This window comes from Streptomyces sp. NPDC046977, assembly GCF_040644455.1.
Lineage (GTDB): Bacteria > Actinomycetota > Actinomycetes > Streptomycetales > Streptomycetaceae > Actinacidiphila.
This window is the reverse complement of the sequence record NZ_JBEYWO010000012.1, coordinates 155,391-178,706: the sequence shown is the minus strand read 5'-3', so window position 1 is coordinate 178,706 and position 23,316 is coordinate 155,391. Positions and strand designations below refer to the sequence as shown.

The window sequence follows — 23,316 nt, the reverse complement described above, 5'->3', positions numbered from 1 at the left end:
AACGCCGGGCACGCCCCCGGCATCGCCCCTCCACCGCGCTAGGAGCCGCCGTGGGTTCAGCCCGTCCCTCCACCGGTTCCGGCCGCCCCGGCCGTCCCGCTCGCCCGTCCCGTCCGGTGGACTCCGGCCGGCAGCAACCGCGGCGGCGGGCGTGGGGTGCGCTGAAGCTCCTCCTGCTGGTGGTCGCCGTGGTCGCGGGCGGCACGGCGGTGTACCCCGCGTGGCGTGACGCGCATCAGCCGCCGCCCGAGCTGACCGTGCGGTACAAGGCGGGTGCGGCGACCGCCACGACCGCGCGGCCGTGGCTGGAGATCGTCAACACCTCCGACCGGCCTGTGCGCCTGGGCGACGTGGCGCTGCGCTACTACTACACGGCGGACGGCCCCTCCCCGTACGCGTTCAACTGCGTCCAGGCCTCGATGGGCTGCTCCGACGTCGTCGGGAGGTCCGTCGCGGCGGACGCCCCCGCCGCCGGCGCCGACCACTACCTGGAGATCACCTTCACGAAGGCCGCGGGCACACTGGCCCCGGGCGCGAAGAGCGGGGCCATCGGGCTCCAGCTGTACCGTCCCGGCGGCGGGAAGCTGGACCAGCGCAACGACCGCTCCTACAGCCCCGCCCACGACACCTTCCAGGCATCGGAACAGGTGACCGGGTACCTGAACGGCAAGCACGTCTGGGGCGACGAACCCAGCGGTGGCGCCGCGGCCGCCCCGTCCCGGTCCGCGTCGGCCCCCGCGTCCGCGCCCGCGTCCGGCCGGGGCTCCCGCGCGCCCGCCGCGCGGCCCGCGCCGCCCTCCGGGATCGTGTTCGACGACTTCCACTACAGCGGCCCCCAGGACCCGGCGCTGCACGCGCACGGCTGGCTGGTGCGCACCAGCGAGGGCGGCCCCGGCATCCGGAACACCTGGTCGGCCGACGGGGTCAGCTTCCCCGCGGACAAGGACTCGCTGGGCGGGCAGGTCCTGCAACTGCGGGCCACGACCGACGGCACACGCCAGGGCACCACCCAGGCCGAGGTGCACACCACCGGCATGAAGATGGTGACGGGGACCTTCGCCGCCCGCATCCACTTCACGGACCGCCCCACGAGCGGCGGCAACGGCGATCACATCAACGAGAGCTTCTACATGATCTCGCCCCACCACCGTGCCCGGTACAGCGAACTCGACAACGAGTACCAGCCGAACGGCGGCTGGGGCGCCCCGGGCCCGAGGCTCGACACGACGACCTGGCGCAGCGCGGCCGACGGCGACCGGGTCACCCGCGCCACGACGTCCGGCCTCGACGGATGGCACACGATGATCACCACGGCGGCGAACGGGGTGGTCACCTACAGCATCGACGGCAAGGTGCTGTTCCGCACCAGTGGCGCGTACTACCCGACCGAGGCCATGTCCGTGAACTTCAACACCTGGTTCGTGGACCTGCCGTTCACCGGGAAGCGGACCTGGGACATGCAGGTCGCCTGGTTCTACCACAAGGCCGGGCAGGCCCAGTCCCTGTCCCAGGTGCAGAAGGCCGTGAGCGGCCTCGCCGGCAGCGGCACCAGCTGGGTGAACACCCTCGGGGCGTCCTGAGCAGGTCCCCCACCATCCGCGCTCCGGCCAAAACGGCTTTGAACGGGCGGGCAGTTGCCGCAGACTTCGGTGAATGCCCGCACCCCTTCGCCTTCACAAGGACTTCCGCTGGTTCCTGACCGCGCGGTCGGTGTCGCTGCTCGGCAGCGCCATGGCGCCGGTCGCGCTGGCGTTCGCGGTGCTCGACGCCTCGGGGAGTCCCGGGGACCTCGGCATCGTCCTCACCGCGCACATGGTGCCCCTGCTCGTGTTCCTGCTGGTGGGCGGCGCGACGGCCGACCGCCTCCCGCGCCGGACGGTACTGATCGCCGCGAACCTGGGCTCGGCCCTCACCCAGGGCGCCGTCGCCGCGCTCCTGCTGACCGGCCGCTACGCCCTGCTGCCGGTGGCCGCCCTGGGGTTCCTCAACGGTGTCCTCGCCGCCTTCACCACCCCGGCGCTGCGCGGCATCGTGCCCCAGCTCGTGCCCAGGGACGCGACCCGGCAGGCCAACGCGCTGCTGGGCTCCGTGGGCAACGCCACGAAGATCCTCGGACCGAGCCTGTCGGGCACGCTCGTCGCGGCCGTGGGCGGCGGCCCGGCCATCGCCTTCGACGCGCTGACCTACTTCCTCGCCGCGGCATGCCTCACCCGGCTGTCCCCCCTGTCCGGTCCGCCCGAAGCCCGGCGCTCCGCGGGCCTGCTCGCCGACATCCGCAGCGGCTGGGCCGAGTACCGGCGGATCCGCTGGGTGTGGACGGTGTCGCTCGCCTTCTGCGTGATCAACCTCGTACAGGTCGGCACCTGGCAGATCCTGGGCCCCGTGCTCACCCGGCAGATCGACGGCGAGGCGGCCTGGGGCTTCGTGCTCAGCGCCCGCGGCGCCGGACTGCTCGTGATGAGCGCCCTGATGTACCGACTGGCGATCCGGCACCTGCTGCGCGCGGGCCAACTGGCCGCCGTGCTGGGCGCACTCCCCCTCCTCGTACTGGGCGCCCGCCTGCACGCCCCCTGGCTGGTCGCCGCCGCCTTCACCGCGGGCCTCGGGTCCTCCGTCGCCTCCGTCGGCTGGGACACCTCGCTGCAGGAACACGTGCCGCAGCACGCCCTGTCCCGTGTGTCGTCCTTCGACGACCTGCTGTCCTATCTGGCCATCCCCGTCGGCCAGCTGAGCGTGGCCCCGCTCGCCGACCGCTTCGGGGGATTCCGGGTGACCGTGGCGGCCGGCGTCGTCTACGCCGCGGCGGCGCTCGCGCCTCTCGCGTCCACCGCGGTACGCCGCCTGCCCCACGGACGGTCCGAACACGCCGTCGCCGAAGCGGTCGGTACGTAGCCCGGGAGGTGTGACGCGGACCACAGACCGGCGATCGAACTTCCGCCTTCCTCCCGCGTCCTGTCGCCGACACCGCACCACCGGGCGCCCGGCGCGCCGCGCCCGGGCGACACGAGGAGACGACATGTCCGAGACCCACGCGACCTCCGGGACCCCTGGCACCGCTTCCGGCTCGCCGGCCGGCGACCCGCTCGGCCTTCCCGCCCTGCTCCGGCCGGCCATCCAGGCCGCGATCGAGGAGGCCGACCGCCGCGCGGACATCCCCGCGGAGCTGTACGGGACGCTTCGCGACGCGGGAGCGTTCCGCCTGCTCACGCCCCGCGCGCTCGGCGGATCGCAGACACCGCTCACCACGGTGCTGAAGGTGTACGAGGAGTTTGGCCGCATCGACGCCTCCGTGGCATGGCTGGTCTGGAACGCCAACTTCGGCTTCGTGGGGGCGCTCCTGGACGAGTCCGCGACCGCGCGCATCTGGGGCGGGGAGCGGGAGCCCGCCTTCGCGAACTCCGGGATGCCCGGGACGGCCGTACCCGCCGGGGGCGGCTACCGCGTCTCCGGCCACTGGAGGATCGTCAGCGGCATCAACGCCGCGGAGTGGCTGGTGGCGGTCGTCGTCGTCATGGAGGACGGCGCGCCCCGCACGACCGCCGCGGGCGCGCCCGACGTGCAGATGTGCGTCCTGCGCCGGGACCAGTGGTCGGTGAAGGAGACCTGGGACGTCAGCGGCATGCGCGGCACCGGCAGCAACGACGTGGTGGTCGAGGACGCCTTCGTGCCCGCCGACTTCCTGTCGCCCCTGGACGCGCCCCTCAGGATCGACGAACCGCTGTACCGGGGCTTCCTCCCCGCGCTGGTGCTGCCCGGCTGCACCGCGGTCGTCCTCGGCGTCGCGCAGGCGGCCCTCGACGAGACGGTCGCGCTCGTCCTGGCCAAGAAGAACTCCACCGGCGCGACGCTGGCCGAGTCCCCGCGCACCCAGTACGCCGTGGCCGACTGCCAGGCGGCGCTCCAGGCCGCACGGCTGCTGCTGGGCTCCGCCGCGCAGGCACTCGAGGACGCGGCCGGGCGCGGGGACGTCCCCACCCTCGGGCAGCGGGCGGACCTGCGTGCCGCCATGACGCACGCGGCGCAGGTCAGCCGCCAGGTGCTGGTGACGCTGTACGAACTGGCGAGTTCCACCCCGCTCTACCGCGGCAACCGGCTGGAGCGCCTGTTCCGCGACGGCATGGCCGCGCTCCAGCACGCCAACCACTCCGCACTCGCCATGGAGGCCGCCGGCCGCGTCCGCCTCGGCATGGACCCGGGCGTCGGCCTGTTCTGACCCAGCGCCCCACGCGGGGGCCCGTGGCCGATCCCCCCGACCGGCCACGGGCTCCGGCTCCGGCGCTCGTCCACCTGACCTGCACGCATGGTTCGATAACATCCGCGTGCATGTCCGGATCCGAGAACGGTCACTCGTAGCCCCCCGCCCTCAGCCAACGGCTCAGCGCGAGCGCGTCACGGGTCAGGGACAGCGTCTCGGCGCGGGTTCGCTCGGCGTCCTCGGGCGGTCCGGGCCGGACCGACACGCCGTCGCCGGCTGCCCCACCGAGCAGGTGGAGGCGGGTCCGCTCCCGGAACCAGGCCGCGAAGCGGCGTACGTCGCGGGGCTCGGGCCGCCCTCCCGACTCGCGCCAGCGCCGGGCGGGTTCCGCCACCGCGCGGGGCTCCAGCCCGGCGAGCCAGCCCTCGACGAGCCGGGCCGCCGTGGCGGCGTCCTCGTCCAGTGCCTGGCGCCGTTTCGTACGGCTCACCCACAACTTCATCCGCCCCCCACACCCGGGCACCCACTGTAGGGATGACACCCGTTCAGGAACAGATCCCCGGGTACGACGCGCGGATGGGGTCTCCGGCTGCCCGCTCGGGAGCCGGAGACCCCACCGGGGTCAGTCCGCCCTGCGCTGCGCGGTCAGGCCGGCCGGTGCACCGGTGATGGTGAACTGGGAGCCGGGCTCGATCAGTACGCTGCCCTGCGCCGAGTTCGTGATCGTGACGTTGGTCAGGGCGGCGCTGCCGCGGGCGCCGCTCATCGCGAGGATGCCGGAGCCGTTCACGGAGTTGTCGATGCGGACGTCGGTGACCTTGACGCCGGGCATCGTGCCGCCGCCGGTCTTGAACTGGATGCCGTCGTAGGTCGAGTCGTGGATCTCGGTGTCCCGGATGGTCACGCCCGGGATGTCCGTTCCCTGGGCGAAGAGCGTGATGGCGCCGAACTCCTGCGCCTCGCCCCAGAACGCGCCGCCCGTGCGGTACAGGGCGTTGCCCGAGATGGTGGTCTGGCCGGAGAAGGGGATCGGGTCGTGGTCGGTGGCGAGCATGATGCCCGGGTAGTTCATGGTGTCGGAGACGATGTTGTTCTCGATGGTGTTGCCGTACCCGCCGTACACCGCGATGCCGTTGGCCCGCCAGGGCAGTTGCACGGTGTTGTTGCGGAAGTGGTTGTCGTGGCCGACGTCGACGGAGGTGTCCTTGACGTACTTGCTGGCCCAGACGGCCAGCGCGTCGTCGCCGGTGTTGCGGAACGAGGAGTTGTAGACGGTGGAGTTGCGGGTGCCGTTGGCGAAGTTGATGCCGTCGGCGTAGGTGTCGCGGACCCGCACGCCGGTGAACTCCAGGCCGTCGCCGGGACCCCACAGCTCGGGGATGTTCGAGTAGTCGCGGCCGACCCAGACGCCGACGTTGGCGTGTTCGATCCAGACGTTGGTGATCTTCGTGTTCTTGCCGAAGCGCCCGTTGAGGCCGACGCCGCCCTCGGCGTTGCCGTCGCCGCCCCGGATGGTGCCCGAGCCGAAGATGGCGATGTCGGAGATCTGGGTGTTGTCGTCGATGTCGAAGCCGAAGTTGCCCTCGTGCGGGTGGTTGATGCCGCCCGCGTTCTGCGGCGGGGTCAGGGTGTAGAGCTGGGAGTGCCACATGCCCGCGCCGCGGATGGTGACGTCCCTGATGCCGACCTGGTTGTACTGACCGCGGTTCAGCGGGTCGTCGGTGAGGATCTTCTGCTCCTGGCGCCACTGACCGGCCGGGATCCACACGCAGGAGATCTGGCCGTTCTGGTCGGCGGTGACCGCCCGCTGGATGGCGTCGGTGTCGTCGAGCCCGTCGCCGGGGACGGCCCCGTACTCGGTGATCGAGGTGCAGTTCGCCGGCTTGGCCGCCGGCGGGGCGACCTGCTCCAGGTCGACCAGGTCGATGACGTAGTAGGCCGCCGAGTCGCCCGCGTCGCGCTGCAGGCGGAACGTCGTGCCCTGCGGGTACGTCCGCGGCAGCAGCGCGTGGGACTCGTCGAAGAGCCGCCGCGCGTCGCCGCCGGGCCGGTTGGTGAGCCCCTCCGGGTCGTCGGTGCTTCCGTACAGCCAGCTGTGCTTGGACGACAGCGACAGCTTCTGCACGAACGTGCCGTCCGCGTAGAGGCTGATCGTGGCGTCCGCTCCGCCGCCGCCCGGGGCGTCGGGGACGGAGTTGCGCACGACGACGGAGTTGGTGGACGTGGTGGACGTGAACTCGACGTACTGGCCGCCGGAGTCCAGCCGGACGGATTTGCGGCCGGAGGACTCGGTGGCGAAGTTGGTGTGCCCGAAGGTCCGCTTGGCGTCCGCGGTGAGCAGAGTGCCCTGATAGCGGCCGTCCTCCGCCTCGTACTCGGTGTACGGCACGGCGGCGCCGCGTCCCACGACGAGCGACTTGACGAGCACGTTGTTGTTCTCGTTGGTCTCGGCGACCACACCAGTGGCGTCCGCGGTGGCGGTGAGGGTGGCCCCGCCGGCGGTCGCCGTCCATGTGCCGCTGATCGACACGTTCACCGTGGCGCCCGCCGCGACCTGGCCGGTCGTGCCGTTCAGTGTGGTGGTCCCGGCCTGGAGGCGGGTCACCGAACCCGCCGCGGCGGCGGTCGTGCCGCGGTTGTGCACGGCGACGGTGAAGGAGACGGGCGTTCCCACGGCCGGATTCGCGGGGCTCGTGGTGATCCCTGTGACCTCCAGGTCGGGCCCGGGTGCCTGGCTGACGACCAGTCTGCTCGACGCGTTGCGGCTGTTGTTGGTGTCGTCCAGTTCGGCGACCGTGTTGCGGGGGTCGACGACCGCGGCGACCGCGTAGCTGCCCGCCGCACGGGTGCCGGTGGAGACGGCGACCGTGGCGGAGGCACCGGGGTCGAGCGCGGGCACGGCGGCACTGCCGGCGACCGTCCCCTCCACGCTGACGTCGACGGTCGTGGCCGCCGAGCGCGCGGTGCCGGCGTTGCGGACACCGGCGTTGACGGTGACCGCGTCCCGCTCGGACGGGGCGGCCGGCGACCAGTCCAGGCTCGTGACGGTCAGGTCGGGCGCGGGCGCGGCCGTGCCGACGACCTGGAACTCGGCGACCTGTCCGCCGGGCGCGCCGGTGTTGGAGAAGAACCGGAGCCGCACATCGGCCCAGCGGCCGCTGACCGGGACGGTCACGGAGTTGCCGCTGCCGGGGCTGAAGACGTAGTCGGCGCGGTCGCGCAGCGAGGTGAAGCCGCTGTCGGACGCCGCACGGCCCAGCACCTGGATGCCCTGGGTCCGCGCGCCCCACACCGGGTCCGGGTTGAGTTTGACCACGACGGCGGTGACGTCGGCGGGGGTGCCGAGCTTGACGGTGAGGTCCGCGGGGTGGCCCGCTGCCTCCCAGTACGTGGAGGTCGAGTCGTCGGTGGCGTTGGCGGCGACGTAGGTCTGCGTCGAGGAGGTGGCCTCGACCGGCTTGTTGCGGGCCAGGTTGGTGCCGACGGGCGGTGGGTCGGTGCCGCCGTCCTCCTCGCCGTACACCTCGAGCTCCGACAGTTGGGCGGCGTTCCACCCGGTGTTGCCGGAGATGCTGACGCGGACGTACCGGGCGTCGGCGGGGGACGTCAGGTCGACGGCGACGGTGTTGGCCTGGGCGGGGTTGAACACGCGTCCGGCCGATACGGAGAGCGTCCCGAAGGCGGAGCCGTCGGTGCTGCCCTGCAGGGCGAGCGTCTGGGTGCGGGTCTCCCACCCCGAGGGCAGCTTGAGCACGACCCGGTCGACGGTCCGGGTGGCACCGAGGTCGACCTGCACCCACTGGGGGAACGACCCTGTCGGGCCCTCCCAGTAGGAGGCCTGGGTGCCGTCGGTGGTGTTCCCCGCCGGATACGCACCAAGGGAGCCGCCCGCCGTGGCGGGACGGCCCAGCGCGAGGTTGACGTCGGCGGCCGCCGCCTGCACGGCCGGTGCGGCGGCCTGGGCGGTGGAGGCGAAGGGCAGCGGTAACAGCCCGACGGTCATGAGTCCGGCCAGGACGGCGCCGGACAGCGACCGTCGGCCGAGGGGTCTCCATCTCATGGGGGTCCTCTATTCCGTGGAGGGGGGAACGCGGCAGGAGGGCGAGATGTGGCCATGCACGGCACTTGAGTCAGACAGTCGACTTCTTGCGGAAACTGCGTCATCAGGTTTCTCGGACGTCTCGGATTTGTCAACAGCGCGTAATATCACGGCCGTTGATGCGATCACGACCTTGCGTGGCGGATCCTCCACTTGCGTAGGCCGACTGACACACCGACACCGCGTCAAGCGGGGACGATCCTCATGGGTGGCCGCGGTAACGGGACGCACCTCCCTCGCACGGTCGCGGAATCAACGCAAAATATTGAGTGCCTTACGTAAGATCAATGGCGCCCGAACGACATGGACTTCGGGCACATCCGTGTGCCAGCATCAGCCGCTGACCATCCCGGCCTTCCCCGTTTGGGCGAGGCCGCGGATCTCCCTGCCGGCGGGTAAGGGGGTCCCTTGCGAAGGAGACCCTTGTGCCTGACGTTCTTCCTGCCCCTCAGCCCGGGCAGTGGTCCTGCTACCTGCGCGCTGTCGTGGACATCGCCTTCCCCGCCCGCACCCTCCGTGTCGCGCCCGGCTCAGCCCCGCACGGCGTGCGGGGTCTGCCCTACCCACTCGCCGGCGGGCAGACGATCCACATCGTGACCGCCTTCGACCCGGCCGGACGCGCGACGCCCGCGGAGGCCAACCTCCGTGCGCAGCACGCCCTGCACGACCACATCCGCGCGGCCGGCCGGCGGTGGTGGCCGGCCGTCGGTGGGGACCGGGCCGGCACCCATGGCGAGATCAGCGCGGCCGTCGCCGGCTGGGACGACACGCAGGCCAGGGCGCTCGGCCGGCGCTTCGGCCAGGACGCCGTCTTCGCCTGGTCACCGACCTCGTGGCGGCTGCTGGCCTGCACACCCGCTGTGCTCGACCCGCCCCCGGCCGCATGGCACGCGACACTCCTGCGGCCATGAGGAAAATGCGGTGGCGGCGTCGAATCGCGGCGGCCCATCATGCGGGACATGAGCGATCAGCCCGAGCGATGGACCCAGGCGACGGTGTACCCCGACATGTGGGCCGATCCGGACGCCGATCCCCGCAACAACGAGGACAGTGCGGAAGGGGAGTCGGCGACGCTCCAGGACTTCCTGGCCAACTACCGGCTGACCCTGCGGATGAAGTGCGAGGGCCTGGACGCGGAGCAACTGGCCCGCCGGTCGGTCCCGCCCTCGACGATGTCGCTGCTCGGCCTGGTCCGGCACCTCGCGGAGGTGGAACGGGACTGGCGCAACTGGGTCGGCGACGGCGAACCGCTGCCGAAGCTGTACGGCGCGCGGGACGCCGACTTCGACGGCGCGGTCGCCGATCAGGCCGTGGTCGACGCCGCGTACGCCGATCTGCAGCGGGAGCAGGCGGCGACCGACGCCGCACTGGCCGCGTACCCGGACCTGGGCAGCCGGGTCGGCAAGGAGAGGATCGCGGTCCGCGAGTTGATGGTGCACCGGATCGACGAGTACGCCCGCCATTGCGGACACGCCGACCTGCTGCGCGAGTGCGTCGACGGCAGGGTGGGCCAGTGACGGGCACGCCGGGCACCGCTCTCGGCGTACAGGCCCGGCACCGCCGACGCCACTGATCCGCGCCGTCACACCCGCCCGGGACGCGGGCGGGACGACCCGACGACTGAGGGACCGACGTGACCTACACCATCCGCGAGTACACCCCTGCCGACGAGACGTCCTGGCTGCGCTGCCGGGTCGTGTCCTTCCTGGGCACGGCCTACTTCGACGACGTCCGGGCCTCGAAGGAGGCATCCCCGACCGCCGCCCTGGATCTGATCGCGGTGGACGCCGCGGGTACCGTCGCCGGGATCATGGACACCACCCTCGACGGTGAGGTGGCGACCATCGACACCGTGGCGATCCACCCCGACCACCAACGCCGCGGGCTCGGCCGGAGGCTGCTGGCGCTGACCCGGGACCGGGCCCGCCAGGCGGGTGCCTCGACCCTGGACGCGTGGACACGGGACGACGAGGCCACGCTCCACTGGTACCGCGCGATGGGCTTCGCCGAGAGCGACCACTACCTGCATGTCTACGCCAGCCACCGCAGCGGCAGCGGCGAACCGGACCGCGCCATCGCCGAGCGTCGCCCCGGTCTGCTGCCGATGGCCTCCTTCTCGCACGCGCGGCTCGCCGACGCCGCCCTGCTGCGGGGCGAGTTCGACCGCGTCCACGTGTGCCGCCGGTTCTCCCAGTCCCTGTGACCGCGGTCGCGTGCCACGGCGCCGGCATGCTCCCTTTCGCCGTCACGCGCAGCGCCGCTCCCTCCCTCATCGGCTCCGCTTTCGCCGGACTCGTCCACGGCCCCTACTCCGCCTTGGCGTTCGGCCTGGTCCAGGACCGCGCACCCGCCGGTTCGCTCACCACGGTGCCGGCCGCGCGCAGCGCCGTGCTGCTGACGGCCTCACCCGCGGGCGCGGCTCTCGGCGGCCGGCTCCTCGACCGGACCAGTGCGCCCGCCGTCCTCGTCGGCTGCGGTGCGCTGATGATCGCCGCCGTGCCCGTCAGCACCGTGGCGCTGCGGCTGTTCGGGACGGCCGCGCAACGCATGTGAGTGATCGTTCGCGCACACGTGCTCGTGGAGGCCCGGTCACACCTCGGCCTACAGTTTTGATGTACCCGCCATCCCGCCGGGCGGTCGCCCGCGCGTCGTGGTCCGGTTCTGCGCCGAAGGAGGCCGCTCGTGGCCAGTGCGTTTCAGGAGCGCAAGCTCAGGGGGATGTTCGCCGCGTTCGACGCGGACAGCGACGGCTATCTGCGCGAGGAGGACTTCAGGGCGCTCGTGGCCCGCTGGAGCCGACTGCCGGCAGTGGGCCCCGGGACGGAGCTCCGGACGCGCGTGGAGACGTTGCTGATGAAATGGTGGGCAGCGCTGCTGGACGCCGGTGACGCCAACGGCGACGGCACGGTCGACATGCAGGAACTGCTCTCGCTCGTCGACAGGCTGCCCGCCATGGTCGGGGACGTCACCGCGACGGCGGAGACCGTCTTCGACGCCGTGGACGCCAACGGCGACGGCCGCATCTCGTCGGAGGAGCACCAGCGGCTCGTCGAGACGTGGAACGGGCAGCCCGTGGAGATGACGGGCATCTTCGAACTGCTTGACCTGAACGGCGACGGCCACCTCAGCCGCGAGGAGTTCGCCATGCTGTGGCGCCAGTTCTGGATCAGCGACAACCCGGTGGAGCCGGGCAACTGGCTCTGCGGCCGGATCCCGGTCGGCTGACCCTCCCTCGCTCGCTCCACGCCGGGTCCGTACCGCCGAGCGGTACGGACCCGGTGCGGCAAGGCGTCAGTTCGCGGTCTTGAGGAAGGCCGTCAGGCTGTCCAGCAGCATGGTGGTGCCCTGCTCGGCGAGGTCCCGCTTGTCGGCGGTGTCGCAGGTCTGGGAGACCACGATGCGCGTCAACCTGGCGTCCTGGTCGGTGAGTTCGATGGTCATGAGCGCCGGCTCGTCCTCCCCGGGCACGTCCATGCCCATCACCAGGCGCCGGTTCTCCTCGACCTCGACGAACGAACCGGTCAACGGGAACTGCCCGCCGTCCGGCGTGACCATCGTCGCCTTCCACGCCCCACCCGGCCGCGCGTCCATCTCGACGGATCCAGGGGCGGCGTAGGACCACTGGACGTAGTCCTCCGCCTTGGTCCAGGCGTTCCACACCGCCGCCACAGGAGCCTCCAAGGTCCGCTCCAAGGTGTAGGAGAAACCCTCGGCCGTCGTCTGTTCCGTGGTCATCTCATGCTCCCTGTCTCACTCTTGCCGGCTTGTCGCACTGTAGACACGGGCTCGCACCGAAAATCATCGGTCCTGAGCGCTTTCCTGAGCAGGCACCGGGACGGCAACGCGTCACGCGTCATCGCGCCCGAGTTCGGACTTTGCCTTTTGTTGACCATACCGCCATGCGGCCTCCCTAACGTGCCGTCATGAGAAAACTCCTGATCATGCTCAGTGCCGCCGCGCTGACCGTGGCGCTCACCTCGCCCGCCGAGGCCGACCGCGACCACGCGGAGTTCGGGCAGGCCCGCCTGACGGGCTTCGCGTCCCTGCCCGCGGAGACCTTCGTGCCGGGCAGCGAACCGTCCGGCTCGGCCATCGGCGCGGGTCCGTTCAACGGCATCGCGGCACCGTTCCCGGGACAGCCCGTCCAGGGCTTCAGCGGCATCGTCAACCGCCATGACGGCAGCTTCGACGTCCTGTCGGACAACGGATACGGCAACAAGGCGAACAGCGCGGACTTCCTGCTCCGTGTCCAGCGCCTCAAGCCCGAGGTGCGGACCGGAAAGGTCAAGGTGCTCGGGGGCTTCGACCTGAGCGACCCCTACCACCGCGTGCCGTTCGCGCTCACGCGCGCCGACCGCAAGCTGACCGGCGCCGACTTCGACGTCGAGTCCATCGTGCGGGCCTACGACGGCACGTACTGGATGGGCGACGAGTTCGGCCCGTTCCTGCTGCACTTCTCGTCGAACGGGCGGCTCCTGCAAGCACCGGTCCCGCTGGCCGGTGTGAAGGCGCCGGAGAATCCGTACCTGAACGGCGAGCAGCCCACCATCCTCAGCAGCAAGGGCTTCGAGGGCATGGTCCGCTCGGTCGACGGGCGCCGGCTGTACCCGCTCCTGGAGGGCACGGTCAACGGCGACACCGCCGGTGACCTGCGCTTCAACGAGTTCGACCTGCGTGCGGGCCGGTACACCGGCAAGCGCTGGACCTACCGGCTGGAGTCGCCGGCGAACGCCATCGGCGACGCCATCGCGGTCGACAGCCACCGCTTCCTCGTCATCGAGCGCGACGGCGGGCAGGGCGACGACGCCCGGTTCAAGCGCATCTACCTCGCGGACACACGGGACCGCGACCACGACGGCGCCATGGACAAGACCCTGGTGGCCGACCTGCTGGACATCGCCGACCCCAAGGGCATCGGAGGTTTCGGGACGACCTTCCGCTTCCCGTTCACCACGATCGAGGACGTGGTCCTGCTCGACGACCGGACGCTGGCCGTCCTGAACGACAACAACTTCCCGTTCTCGTCCGGCCGCACCCCGGGCAAGGCGGACAACAACGAGTTCATCACCATCCGGCTCTCGCACGGACTGGACGCCGACTGGCGCGCGTTCATCTGATCACGGGCGCCGTCCCGGGCCCTCCGGCGACCGGAGGGCCCGGGACGGGTCGTGCGACACCCGTTCGCGACGTGTCAGGCGGCGGACTCGGGCGAGCCGACCGGTCCCGACAGCAGACGGGCGTTGACACGGTCCGGCCTCGGCCAGCGCACGTCGTGGACCCAGCCCAGCTTCTCGAACATCCAGATCAGGCGCGCCGACGGGTCGAGCTGGCCCGGCAGGACGCCGTGCCGCGCGCCCGTGGGGTCGGCGTGGTGCGAGTTGTGCCAGCTCTCGCCGAAGGACAGCAGGGCGAGCGGCCAGAAGTTGGTGGCCTTGTCACGGCTGATGAACGGGCGGTTGCCCGCGACGTGGCAGACGGAGTTCACCGACCACGTGACGTGGTGCAGCAGCGCCATCCGGATCACACCGGCCCAGAAGAACCCGGTCAGCGCGCCGATCCACGAACCGGTGACGAGCCCGCCGACAAGCGCCGGCACCAGCAGCGAGACGGCGGTCAGCAGCCCGAAGAGCCTGCCGATCACCTGCATGTCGCGATCGGCGGCGATGTCCGGCGCGAACCTGTTTCGGTTGCTCAGCTCGCGCTTGAGCATCCAGCCGATGTGGGCGTGCAGCAGCCCCTTGACCAGCGCGCGGGTGTCGGAGCCGTAGCGCCAGGGCGAGTGCGGGTCGCCCTCGCGGTCGGCGAAGGCGTGGTGGCGGCGGTGGTTCGCCACCCACTGGACCGGCGATCCCTCGACGCCGAGCGAACCCGCGACGGCCAGGGCGATCCGCAGGCCGCGCCGGGCCTTGAACGAGCGGTGTGTGAAGAGGCGGTGGTAGCCGACCGTCAGGCCGAAGCCGGAGACCAGGTAGGCGACGACGGCCATGGCGATGTCCAGGGCGGACAGGCCCCAGCCCCACACGAACGGCACCACGGCGATGAGGGCGACCGGCGGGCCGACGACGAAGAGCCACATCGCCACCCCCGCCGCGGCCGTCTGCGGGGAGTCGAGCAGCGGCCTGGCCTCCGCAGCGGGTTCGGCGTCGCGTTCCGCGACGGCCTGTTCAGCACGGTCAGCGTCGCTCGGGTTCATGGGTTCCTCGCCGTTGCTCGAGCCATTTCGGAGGTGGTGCCGGACCGACGGGATCATGCGCATCCGCGCGCACGTCCAAACGTGCTCGCCAGTCCACGCAAAGGATTCCACCGGACGGCATCGGCGCAGGTCGTCGCCGATGTCCAGGGTGTGAACGGCGCGGGACCGAAAATCGCTTGACACGCCTCGCGACGCTCCAATCGCCTCATCCTGCCCAGCTTTCTGCGTGTTCACCTCCTGGGCGCGAACCGCATCCCGGACCTGGACACCGAGCAGCGCACGGCGACCGTGGCCACCGCGCCCCGGCCGGGCTGCCTGCGCATCGCCGACGGCGTAGGACCGGGAACGTGCGGGCCCGCCCCCACGTGTACGGCTGTCGCCTCGGTGTCGCGCGGTGGGCGTGAACCTTTCGTGACGCGACACACGTCTCCACACGCTGCGGCGTTCGCCCGGTGATGTCGCGACCCGCCCCCATGTACCGCCGGATTGGCCGCTCGTTCGACCCTGCCGTCAACGAGGCCGTCGACGCCTACCGGACCTGCGAATTCGTCACCCTTGCCCGGGACGGCACACCGATGGTGTGGCCGACCGTGGCCCTGCGCCGTGACGACGGCACCTTTCTTGTCACCACGTCGCTCGCCTTCGCGCAGAAGGCACTCAACGTCCGTCGCGACGGACGGGAGGCCATGCTCTTCGCCGATCCCACCGGCGATGGGCAGGACGTTCGCGACCAGGTCTTCGTCTCCGGCAGAGCCACGTGTCCGGAGGAGATCGTGTCCTCCGCAGCGGGGGACGAGGCGTACTGGTCGCTGCTGTCGACCGCCGGCCCGACAGCCGCCGCGACCGGGCCTGCGCAGATCCGGAGCCCGGCACCGAGGCGCAGTCCGGCTGACACATGTCGCCACTGGTCGAGGTGTGAGTTCTGCCGGACGCCGGCCGCACCTGCATGGACGGCTTCCAGTGCAACGCGAACACGCATCCCTGTCCGGCGAACATCCGACCCCTCTCTTTCGTCACCCCCTTAACCGGTGATACGGTCGTGATCAACCTCGGGCCCGGAGCCTCCTCCATGGAGGCACGTTCGACACGTCCCGGCCCACGTCTTCTTCCTTGGAGGGGAAACCTGTGAAACGAGCTCTGACCGTCCTTGCCGCCTGCGTACCGCTGGCCGCGGCGGGGTATCTGCCGACCGCGTCGGCGGAGTCCGGGAACGCCATAGATGCCTCGGCGCCCACCTGTGCGACGGCATCCGTGAAGGCCCCGGCCGGCACCAGGGTGGAGTCCGTGACAGCGGTACGCCAGGAGGGCGGCACCGTTCACGGAACCGGCGTCCTGGGCGGTACGGTCACCGGCGTACCCGCCTACTGCGAGGTGACGGTCACCCCACCCCGGGGACGACGACCACGCCAGGATCCGGACCTGGCTGCCCGTGAAGGGCTGGAACGGCCGCTTCCAGGCGCTCGGCGGCAGCGCTTACGCGGCCGGTGACAACGGTGTCGGGATGGGAGGCGCGGTCAAGAACGGCTACGCCGTCACCACCACCGACGCGGGCGTCGGCGACGTGCTCGACGTCGGCTGGGCGCTCAAGGCCAACGGGAAGGTCGACACCGCGCTGCTGAAGAACTTCGCGGACCGCTCCCAGCACGAGGCGGCGGTCGTCGGCAAGCAGGTGGTCGACGGCGTCTACGGCAGGCGTGCCGCCTACTCGTACTTCAACGGCTGTTCCACCGGCGGGCGTCAGGGCTACATGGAGGCCCAGCGCCACCCCGGCGACTACGACGGCATCCTCGCCAAGGCGCCGGCCGTCAACTGGGACGAGTTCGAGGTCGCCACCCTGTGGCCGCAGGTCGTGATGAACAACGAGAAGACCTACCCGACGGCCTGCGAGTTCAAGGCCTTCACCGACGCGGCCGTCAAGGCCTGCGACCCGGCCGACGGCCTCACGGACGGCCTGGTCAACGACCCGGCCCGGTGCGACTTCGACCCGCGCCGGCTGATCGGCACCACGGTGGTCTGCGACGGGAGGGAACTGGAGATCACGGCGGCCGAGGCAGCCGTGGTCCGCAAGATCTGGGACGGCCCGCGCACCCCCTCGGGCGAGAAGCTGTGGCCCGGCGTCCCGGTCGGAGCCGACCTGTCGGCGCTGGCGGGCGTCACCGCGCCGGACGCGAACGGCGACGTCGAGGGCGAACCCTTCCCCGTGCCCCGCTCCTGGGTCACCCTGTGGGTGGAGAAGCAGCCGTCGCTCGACGTCTCGACGATCACCTACAGCCGGTTCGCGCAGCTGTTCCGGCAGTCCGAGGCCGAGTACGACAAGGTCATCGGCACCGACGACCCCGACCTCTCCGCCTTCCGAAACTCCGGCGGCAAGCTGCTGAGCTGGCACGGCCTGGCCGACCAGTTCATCCCGGCCCAGGGAACGGTCGCGTACCGCGAGCGGGTAGAGGCCACGATGGGCGGCACCAAGAAGGTCGACGACTTCTACCGTCTCTTCCTCGCGCCGGGCACGAACCACTGCGGCCTCAATGCCGGCGACGGCACGACCGACGACCTCGGTGCGCTGAGGACCTGGGTCGAGCACGGCAAGGCCCCCAGGACGCTGCCCGCCACCCTGGTCGACTCGGCCGGGCAGAGCGTCAGCCGGGACCTCTGCGGCTACCCGAGGGTCTCCCGCTACGTCGGCACCGGTGAGCCGGGCACTGCCGCCGGCTTCCGCTGCGTGGTTCCGTTCCGGCACTGACCACGCCGCGCACCCGGACGGTCCGACGGCCGTGCCACCACCCCCGGCCCTCGCCTTGCGGCGCGGGCCGGGGGTGGTGGCACGGCCGGGCGCCCCTCCCGATGGCCACGGAAGGAACCGGTGGGTAACGTGGGGATGAGCCGACAAGATCCACGGCTTCCCGCACGGGGAGCACGACCGGCGGAAGAGTTCATGAGCGACCGCGGCGTTCCGGACGCTGCCGGCGTCATGGGCGAGGAACTGGCGGCGGCTCTGCACGCTGCAGTGCACTGGGCCGTCCCCGGTCTCGACGCCGTGGCGGCGGCCGTGTACCTGTTGACCCCTTCCGGGGAACTGCGCGCAGCCATGATCGGCGGCAGCCCGCCGTCGGTCTTCACCCTTCCCGGCCGGATGTCCGCGGACGCGTTCTATGCCTCCGCCCGGGCGCTGGCCCGGCACGGTGTGGCGGTCCTGGCCGAGCCGGACCCGCTCGCCGCACCGGAGCACGGAGCCAGGCCCTACCCCTACACCGTCGCCTCGGTCCCCCTCGAAGGGGAGGGACGCCGCTTCGGCTCCCTGACCGTGCTGCGCACCGAGGACCGGGGCGCCTACGGGGACGAGGACTGCCTGCGGCTCTCACGCATCGGCGAGCGGCTCGTCCTGCTCCTGTCCGACCTGCTCGCCCGCGGTGCCACGATCGCCCCCGGGAGCCTTCCCGTGCTGGTCCCGCTCTTCGGCACCGAGCCCCTGACCGAGCCCGGCACCAGGGCACGGTGGGGTGTCCCGGGCGTGTTCGGTTCCGCGGGCCTGACCCTCCTGTACGCCGCACATCGCCTGGCGGAGATGCTGAACCGGGCGACCACCATGGAGGATGTCACCGCGGCGGCGGACTTCTGTCTGATGGCACCGCTGCGCGCGAACGCGTTGGCCTTGGTCTCCGCCGTCGAAGGACGTCTTTGGGTCCGGGGCCACAGCGGGGACTCCGCACACCTGGTCCGCGCACTGCACGGCAGCGGAACCCACTCGCACACGCCCGCGGTCCGGGCGCTGCGGGGGCGGGCGCTGTTCTTCTCGGGTATGTCCGATGCCGATGCGCACGACGACGGCCAAGGGCGAGCCGCCGCATATCTGCCGCTCGTCGGCAGCCGGCATGTGGTGGACCTGCCCATGTCCGACGCCGCCCCCGTCGTCGGCGTCTGCTGCTTGGCGTTCGACGGACCGAGATCCTTCCCGCCCGAGGAGCGGGCCGTACTGACCATGATGGCCGGGCTGCTGGGCTCGGCGGTCAAACGCATCGAACTGGGCGTCAGGCACGAGGCACTCGCCACGAGCATGCAGAAACTCCTCCTCCCCGCCACGCTCCCGCAGGTGCCCCGCCTGACCGTCGCGGCCCGTTACCGGCCCGCCGACGCCGCAGGCGAAGCGGGGGGCGACTGGTACGACGTGATCACGATGCCGGACGACCGCGCGGCGCTCGTCATCGGCGACGTCGAGGGACACAGGATGGAGAGCGCCGCCGTCATGGGCCAGTTGCGGGCCGCGGTCTCCGCGTACGCCACCGAGGGCCACGGGCCGGCGGCACTGCTGGAACGCACGGACCGGCTGCTGTCCCACCGGCTCGGTACCGAACTCCTCGCCACTTGCTGCGTGGTGGTCCTGGACACGGTGACAGGGGAGACCGAGGTCGCACTCGCCGGGCACCCGGCGCCGTTCGCGCGGCTCCCCGACGGCAGCCTCCTTCACATGAGGGCCCCGGCCAACGTGCCGCTGGGTGTGCACGGGCGGCATCCCTACCGTTCCGCGGAGTACGTTCTCCCGCCCGGTACGGTGCTCGCGCTCGCCTCGGACGGACTGCTCGACCCGGAGCACGATGACGTCCTCGCCCGCCTCGACACCACCGGCCGGCAGCCCGGCACCGCCCTGGAGGAACTCGCCGACCGGCTGCTGGACAGCGCACCCCGGCTCCGCGACGACGCGGTGCTGCTGCTGGCCGGCTACGAGGGAGCCGACGACCGCACGACGCATCGCACCGCGCACCTGCACGTCCAGCGGCGCGACCTGCACGGGGTGGCGGCGGCTCGCGGCTTCGTGCACCAGCGGCTGTGCGACTGGGGACTGATGGGACTGTCGGACGACCTCGTGCTCATCACGTCGGAACTCGTGACGAACGCGCTCATCCACGCCGGCAGCGACGTCGACCTGCGACTGCGGGCCTTCAGCGACCGCGTCCGTCTTGAGGTGCTCGACTCCGACAGCGACCCACCGGTTCCCACGGCCTACTCGCTCACCGACGAGGGCCGCGCGAAGGCGGAGCACGGCCGCGGTCTGTATCTCGTCGACGCACTGTGCCGCACGTGGAACACCTCGGCGTGCGGCCTGGGAAAGACCGTGTGGCTGGAGATGGACATCCCGGGTGCGGAGCAGCGGCACGGCGGCTGAGCCGCCGTCCACCAAAGGTGTGTTCCGCTGCCGCCATGTCGCGATCGTCGCATGTAATCCATCTCTCATGCGCAAGAACCATGAGCGCCCTGATCCTCGCGGTCCTCCTGGCGGCACTGGACCAGACGATCGTCTCGACCGCGCTGCCCCGGATAGCCGAGGACCTCAGCGGCTTCGACGACATCGCGTGGGTCAGCGCGGCCTACCTGCTGGCCTCGACCGCCGTCACCCCGCTGTGGGGCAAGCTCGGCGACATGTTCGGTCGCAAGCGCCTCTACCTGGCCTCGACCGTCGTCTTCCTCGTCGCGTCCGTCGCCTGCGGCCTCGCGCGGAATCTGCCCGAACTCATCGGCGCCCGCGTTCTGCAGGGTGTCGGTGGCGGCGGCATGATCGTCCTGACCTTCGCCCTCGTCGGTGACATCGTCGCCCCCGGCGAGCGGGGCCGCTACCAGGGCATGTTCGGCTCCGTGTACGGCGTCGCCAGCATCGTCGGCCCCCTCCTCGGCGGCATCTTCACCGACCAGCTCTCCTGGCGCTGGGCGTTCCTGATCAACCTCCCTGTCGGCGCGCTGGCCGTCGTCCTCGCCGCACGGGCCCTGCCCGCGGGGCGACGGAACGCGGCGAGCGCCCGCATCGACCATCTCGGCGCCCTGACGCTCGCCGCCGTGGCCACGGGCCTGGTGCTGATCACGTCCTTCGGCGGACGCTGGGGCTGGAGCTCTCCGGGCATCATCGGCCTGATGACCGGCACGCTCGCGCTGGCCGCGCTGCTGGTCCCGGTCGAGCGCCGCGCCGCCGCCCCCGTGCTCCCCCTGCCGATGCTCACCTCGCGCACGGTGGTGCTCTCCTCGCTGATCGGCTTCGTGGCGAACGCCGCCATGTTCAGCGTGCTGGTGTACCTGCCCACCTACCTGCAGATCGTCGACGGGGTCTCGGCCACCCTCTCCGGAATCCACATGCTGCCGCTCGTCGTCGGCCTGGTCGTCAGCCAGTCCCTCGCCGGACGCTGGTCCGCCCACGTGGAGCGGCTGCGTCCGATCCTCGTCACGGGCATGCTCCTCAACATCGCGGGTCTGCTCCTGCTGGCCACCATCGGCGCGGGCACCGGCACCGCCCTCCTCAGCCTCTACTTCCTCGTCACCGGCGTCGGCATCGGCATGGTGCCGATGGTCGTCCTGACCACCGTGCAGAACAGCGTCCCCGCCACCGACCTCGGTGCCGCCAGTGCGGTCGTCACCTTCGCCCGCTCCATCGGTGCCGCCTTCGGTGTCGCCGTCTTCGGCGCCCTGCTCACCGGCGACTTCGCGGGCCGGCTGGAGGGCACCGCCGCCGACGGCGCCTTGGACCCGTCCCGCCCCGACTCCATCGCCCAACTGCCGTCCGCCGTGGGCCACATCGCTCTCGACGCCTTCGCCCGCGCCACCGGGACAGGATTCCTGTGGATCACGCCGCTGGTCGCCGTGGGAACCGTGCTCGCCCTCTTCCTCAAGCCGGCTTCAGGGCGAAGCGAGGCCGCGCCGAAGGCGACGCAGCGCAAGGGTGAGGAGCAGGTGACGGCTGCCTGATCGCGAGCCGCCCCGGCCGGGGTCCGCGAATTCCCCGACGGCGTAATGCTCTTGACCGACCTGAGGCGCTTGTCACGTGCGTCCGTGTCACACTCCGGCGGTCCCATCCGTCCATGAGGTGCAACCGCCAGCAACGACACAGGAGTGCACCATGGAAGCCCGGCTGAACATCATGGCAAGCCCGGTCGCGGCCAAGGCCATCAAGCACATCATCGCCGCGGGTCAGGCGCTCGCCGAGTCGACCCTGCCGGCCGCGACACGCGAACTGGTCAACATCCGCGCCAGTCAGATCAACGGCTGCGCCGGATGCATCGACATGCACACCAAGGACGCCGCGGCCGCGGGCGAGACCGCGGTACGCCTCAACATGGTCGCGGTCTGGCGCGAGGCCACGGTCTTCACCGACGCCGAGCGCGCCGCGCTGGAACTGACGGAGCAGGGCACCCGCATCGCGGACGCCGCCGGCGGCGTCCCGGACGAGGTGTGGGCCAACGCCGCCAAGCACTACGACGAGGACCAGCTCGCCGCCCTGGTGACGCAGATCGCCGTCATCAACGCGTTCAACCGAGGGAACGTCATCACCCAGCAGCCCGCGGGCGACTACCAGGTCGGCCAGTACCACTGACGGCACGGCCACCCGGCGCGCACCCCGGGTACGGCCCCGCGGAGGGCCGTACCCGGGGTGCGCGGGTGGACAACGGGTCCCGGCATCGCCACACTTCGGGGGCGAACGCGCACGTCGGGGGGAAGAAGCCGTGAAGCAGCTGCGGGACAGGACGGTCCCATCGAGGCACATCCGCTACCGGTTGACGCCTTTTCAGCGTGTGCTGCCCGTGCTGCCCGTCACCGTGGCCGCCGGGCTCCTGGGGCTCTGGTCCTGGTCCCACGGGGAGCCGGCCGGCCAGTCCTTCGGGCCACCGGCCGCGCTCCCGCTCGCGATGCTGGTCTTCTTGCGTCCCTACGGAATCACGCTCACACCCTCCGCGGCCGTCGTGCACAACCTCTCCCGCCGGACCATCCCATGGGCCGACGTGCAGGCCATCGGGACCGAGTGGGTCTTCGGTGCCCGCTTCGTCGTGATCCACGAGGCCGGGGGCCGGCGTACCCGCCTGCGGGCTCCGCTCACCGGATTCCTCAGCTGGGACCGGGCCTTCGAGGAGAAGTTCCGCACCCTCGGCACCTGGTGGCTGGACCACCGCGGACCGGACTGGGCTCCTGCCCCGTCGCGAGCGGCATGGAGCGCTGACGGGCCGGCGCCCGGCGCCGACCCCTTCGCCCCTCCCCGTAGCCCCTGACCGGCGACACGCCGGGGCGCCCTTCCGCACGCGGCTACCACCGCACGTGAGCAGCCGGTACACGGGGCAGAGCGGCACGCCGACAAGTCTCCCCGATCGGCCGGTTCTCCACGTACGATCACCCGATGGCCGACAAGACCGAAACCACGCCCGGCTGGCTGTCTCCCGAGGATCTGGAGCTGACCCGCGCACGTATGCCGATCCTGTACGTCGACGCCGTGCCCGTGCGGGTCGACGACAGCGGAGAAGTCACACATGTCGGTCTCCTGCTCCGGATCGGGCCGGACGGAACCGTCAGCCGTGCTCTCGTCTCCGGCAGGGTCCTCCACCACGAGCGCGTCCGCGAGGCGCTCGTCCGCCACCTGGAGAAGGACCTCGGCCCGATGGCGCTGCCGCGCATCCCGGCGTCCCCTCAGCCGTTCACCATCGCGGAGTACTTCCCGACGCACGGGGTGACGCACTTTCACGACCCCCGCCAGCACGCGGTGTCCCTGGCCTACGTCGTCCCGGTGGTGGGCGACTGCCACCCGCGGCAGGACGCCCTGGACCTGGTCTGGTTCACCCCCCAGGAGGCGTCGTCACCCCACCTGCAGCAGGAAATGCCGGGCGGCCAGGGAATCCTGCTCCGGCAGGCCCTCGCGCACGTCGGCTGCCTGTCCTGACACCCCGGGGGCGGCGGCTCCGTCGCCCCCTCTTCGTGTCCCCCGACGGCGAACGCACACCCAATGTTCCATGTAACGACCATTTACATCTGGGGCGGTGTTGCCGGGACGGACCACCGTGTGCCCGATCCTGCACCTTGGCGCAGTCG

19 protein-coding genes and 1 pseudogene are annotated in these 23,316 nt (G+C 71.5%); 16 read left to right on the top strand and 4 right to left on the bottom strand.

From position 1 onward, the window contains the following. Positions 1-50 precede the first annotated feature (50 nt). The 3 genes from ABZ883_RS20175 to ABZ883_RS20165 all read left to right on the top strand — a co-directional run bounded on the left by ABZ883_RS20175 (position 51) and on the right by ABZ883_RS20165 (position 4,213). On the top strand, positions 51-1,580 hold the full coding sequence (locus ABZ883_RS20175; protein ID WP_360907740.1) for a cellulose binding domain-containing protein: 1,530 nt from the start codon (positions 51-53) through the stop codon (positions 1,578-1,580). 73 nt (positions 1,581-1,653) lie between these two features. Continuing rightward, positions 1,654-2,892 (top strand): MFS transporter, encoded by a 1,239-nt coding sequence (locus ABZ883_RS20170; RefSeq protein WP_360907738.1) that lies wholly within the window; start codon positions 1,654-1,656, stop codon positions 2,890-2,892. A 124-nt stretch (positions 2,893-3,016) separates the two neighbouring features. Then, positions 3,017-4,213: an acyl-CoA dehydrogenase family protein gene (locus ABZ883_RS20165; protein ID WP_360907736.1), complete on the top strand. Its 1,197-nt coding sequence runs from the start codon at positions 3,017-3,019 to the stop codon at positions 4,211-4,213. Positions 4,214-4,343: 130 nt separating this feature from the next. On the opposite strand, the gene ABZ883_RS20160 is transcribed toward ABZ883_RS20165, so the two are convergent. Then, the gene (locus ABZ883_RS20160; RefSeq protein WP_360907734.1) at positions 4,344-4,685 is read right to left on the bottom strand and encodes a hypothetical protein; all 342 of its coding nucleotides are present in this window, start codon (positions 4,683-4,685) and stop codon (positions 4,344-4,346) included. Between the two features lie 132 nt (positions 4,686-4,817). After that, positions 4,818-8,255: a CARDB domain-containing protein gene (locus tag ABZ883_RS20155; RefSeq protein ID WP_360907731.1), complete on the bottom strand. Its 3,438-nt coding sequence runs from the start codon at positions 8,253-8,255 to the stop codon at positions 4,818-4,820. A 464-nt stretch (positions 8,256-8,719) separates the two neighbouring features. Between ABZ883_RS20155 and ABZ883_RS20150 the strand changes: the two genes are divergently transcribed. From ABZ883_RS20150 to ABZ883_RS20130, 5 genes are all read left to right on the top strand, one after another. Beyond that, positions 8,720-9,205 carry a DUF3293 domain-containing protein gene (locus tag ABZ883_RS20150; protein ID WP_360907729.1) on the top strand — a complete coding sequence of 162 codons (486 nt, stop codon included), beginning with the start codon at positions 8,720-8,722 and terminating at the stop codon, positions 9,203-9,205. 39 nt (positions 9,206-9,244) lie between these two features. Beyond that, positions 9,245-9,811 (top strand): DUF664 domain-containing protein, encoded by a 567-nt coding sequence (locus tag ABZ883_RS20145; protein WP_360907727.1) that lies wholly within the window; start codon positions 9,245-9,247, stop codon positions 9,809-9,811. A 116-nt stretch (positions 9,812-9,927) separates the two neighbouring features. Further along, positions 9,928-10,497 (top strand): GNAT family N-acetyltransferase, encoded by a 570-nt coding sequence (locus ABZ883_RS20140; protein WP_360907725.1) that lies wholly within the window; start codon positions 9,928-9,930, stop codon positions 10,495-10,497. A gap of 26 nt (positions 10,498-10,523) precedes the next feature. Continuing rightward, complete coding sequence (locus ABZ883_RS20135) at positions 10,524-10,847, top strand: hypothetical protein (protein WP_360907722.1); 324 nt, start codon at positions 10,524-10,526, stop codon at positions 10,845-10,847. 129 nt (positions 10,848-10,976) lie between these two features. After that, entirely contained in the window at positions 10,977-11,519 is a 543-nt protein-coding gene (locus ABZ883_RS20130; protein ID WP_360907719.1) for an EF-hand domain-containing protein, read from the top strand. A gap of 66 nt (positions 11,520-11,585) precedes the next feature. On the opposite strand, the gene ABZ883_RS20125 is transcribed toward ABZ883_RS20130, so the two are convergent. Next, on the bottom strand, positions 11,586-12,029 hold the full coding sequence (locus tag ABZ883_RS20125; RefSeq protein ID WP_360907717.1) for an SRPBCC domain-containing protein: 444 nt from the start codon (positions 12,027-12,029) through the stop codon (positions 11,586-11,588). Positions 12,030-12,217: 188 nt separating this feature from the next. Here ABZ883_RS20125 and ABZ883_RS20120 point away from each other — a divergent pair, with 188 nt between their 5' ends. After that, positions 12,218-13,411: an esterase-like activity of phytase family protein gene (locus ABZ883_RS20120; RefSeq protein WP_360907715.1), complete on the top strand. Its 1,194-nt coding sequence runs from the start codon at positions 12,218-12,220 to the stop codon at positions 13,409-13,411. A gap of 74 nt (positions 13,412-13,485) precedes the next feature. On the opposite strand, the gene ABZ883_RS20115 is transcribed toward ABZ883_RS20120, so the two are convergent. Beyond that, positions 13,486-14,487 (bottom strand): acyl-CoA desaturase, encoded by a 1,002-nt coding sequence (locus ABZ883_RS20115; RefSeq protein WP_360907713.1) that lies wholly within the window; start codon positions 14,485-14,487, stop codon positions 13,486-13,488. 455 nt (positions 14,488-14,942) lie between these two features. On the opposite strand from ABZ883_RS20115, the gene ABZ883_RS20110 reads away from it, so the two are divergent. From ABZ883_RS20110 to ABZ883_RS20080, 7 genes and pseudogenes are all read left to right on the top strand, one after another. After that, complete coding sequence (locus ABZ883_RS20110; protein WP_360907711.1) at positions 14,943-15,512, top strand: pyridoxamine 5'-phosphate oxidase family protein; 570 nt, start codon at positions 14,943-14,945, stop codon at positions 15,510-15,512. A 100-nt stretch (positions 15,513-15,612) separates the two neighbouring features. Continuing rightward, a pseudogene (locus ABZ883_RS20105) lies at positions 15,613-17,227 on the top strand (tannase/feruloyl esterase family alpha/beta hydrolase). A 192-nt stretch (positions 17,228-17,419) separates the two neighbouring features. Then, on the top strand, positions 17,420-19,645 hold the full coding sequence (locus ABZ883_RS20100) for an ATP-binding SpoIIE family protein phosphatase (protein ID WP_360907709.1): 2,226 nt from the start codon (positions 17,420-17,422) through the stop codon (positions 19,643-19,645). Positions 19,646-19,725: 80 nt separating this feature from the next. After that, entirely contained in the window at positions 19,726-21,210 is a 1,485-nt protein-coding gene (locus tag ABZ883_RS20095; protein ID WP_360907707.1) for an MDR family MFS transporter, read from the top strand. A 151-nt stretch (positions 21,211-21,361) separates the two neighbouring features. After that, positions 21,362-21,835 (top strand): carboxymuconolactone decarboxylase family protein, encoded by a 474-nt coding sequence (locus tag ABZ883_RS20090; RefSeq protein ID WP_360907705.1) that lies wholly within the window; start codon positions 21,362-21,364, stop codon positions 21,833-21,835. Positions 21,836-21,965: 130 nt separating this feature from the next. Beyond that, positions 21,966-22,505, top strand: coding sequence for a hypothetical protein (locus ABZ883_RS20085; RefSeq protein ID WP_360907703.1), 540 nt, complete (start codon positions 21,966-21,968; stop codon positions 22,503-22,505). Between the two features lie 125 nt (positions 22,506-22,630). Continuing rightward, the gene (locus ABZ883_RS20080; RefSeq protein ID WP_360907701.1) at positions 22,631-23,167 is read left to right on the top strand and encodes an NUDIX hydrolase family protein; all 537 of its coding nucleotides are present in this window, start codon (positions 22,631-22,633) and stop codon (positions 23,165-23,167) included. Positions 23,168-23,316: the final 149 nt, after the last annotated feature.

Coding starts and splice junctions, on each gene's coding strand:
- ABZ883_RS20170 (WP_360907738.1), top strand. CDS start 1,654: ATGCCCGCACCCCTTCGCCTTCACAAGGACTTCCGCTGGTTCCTGACC.
- ABZ883_RS20165 (WP_360907736.1), top strand. CDS start 3,017: ATGTCCGAGACCCACGCGACCTCCGGGACCCCTGGCACCGCTTCCGGC.
- ABZ883_RS20155 (WP_360907731.1), bottom strand. CDS start 8,255: ATGAGATGGAGACCCCTCGGCCGACGGTCGCTGTCCGGCGCCGTCCTG.
- ABZ883_RS20145 (WP_360907727.1), top strand. CDS start 9,245: ATGCGGGACATGAGCGATCAGCCCGAGCGATGGACCCAGGCGACGGTG.
- ABZ883_RS20135 (WP_360907722.1), top strand. CDS start 10,524: ATGCTCCCTTTCGCCGTCACGCGCAGCGCCGCTCCCTCCCTCATCGGC.
- ABZ883_RS20125 (WP_360907717.1), bottom strand. CDS start 12,029: ATGACCACGGAACAGACGACGGCCGAGGGTTTCTCCTACACCTTGGAG.
- ABZ883_RS20120 (WP_360907715.1), top strand. CDS start 12,218: ATGAGAAAACTCCTGATCATGCTCAGTGCCGCCGCGCTGACCGTGGCG.
- ABZ883_RS20115 (WP_360907713.1), bottom strand. CDS start 14,487: ATGAACCCGAGCGACGCTGACCGTGCTGAACAGGCCGTCGCGGAACGC.
- ABZ883_RS20110 (WP_360907711.1), top strand. CDS start 14,943: ATGTCGCGACCCGCCCCCATGTACCGCCGGATTGGCCGCTCGTTCGAC.
- ABZ883_RS20100 (WP_360907709.1), top strand. CDS start 17,420: ATGAGCGACCGCGGCGTTCCGGACGCTGCCGGCGTCATGGGCGAGGAA.
- ABZ883_RS20095 (WP_360907707.1), top strand. CDS start 19,726: ATGAGCGCCCTGATCCTCGCGGTCCTCCTGGCGGCACTGGACCAGACG.
- ABZ883_RS20090 (WP_360907705.1), top strand. CDS start 21,362: ATGGAAGCCCGGCTGAACATCATGGCAAGCCCGGTCGCGGCCAAGGCC.
- ABZ883_RS20080 (WP_360907701.1), top strand. CDS start 22,631: ATGGCCGACAAGACCGAAACCACGCCCGGCTGGCTGTCTCCCGAGGAT.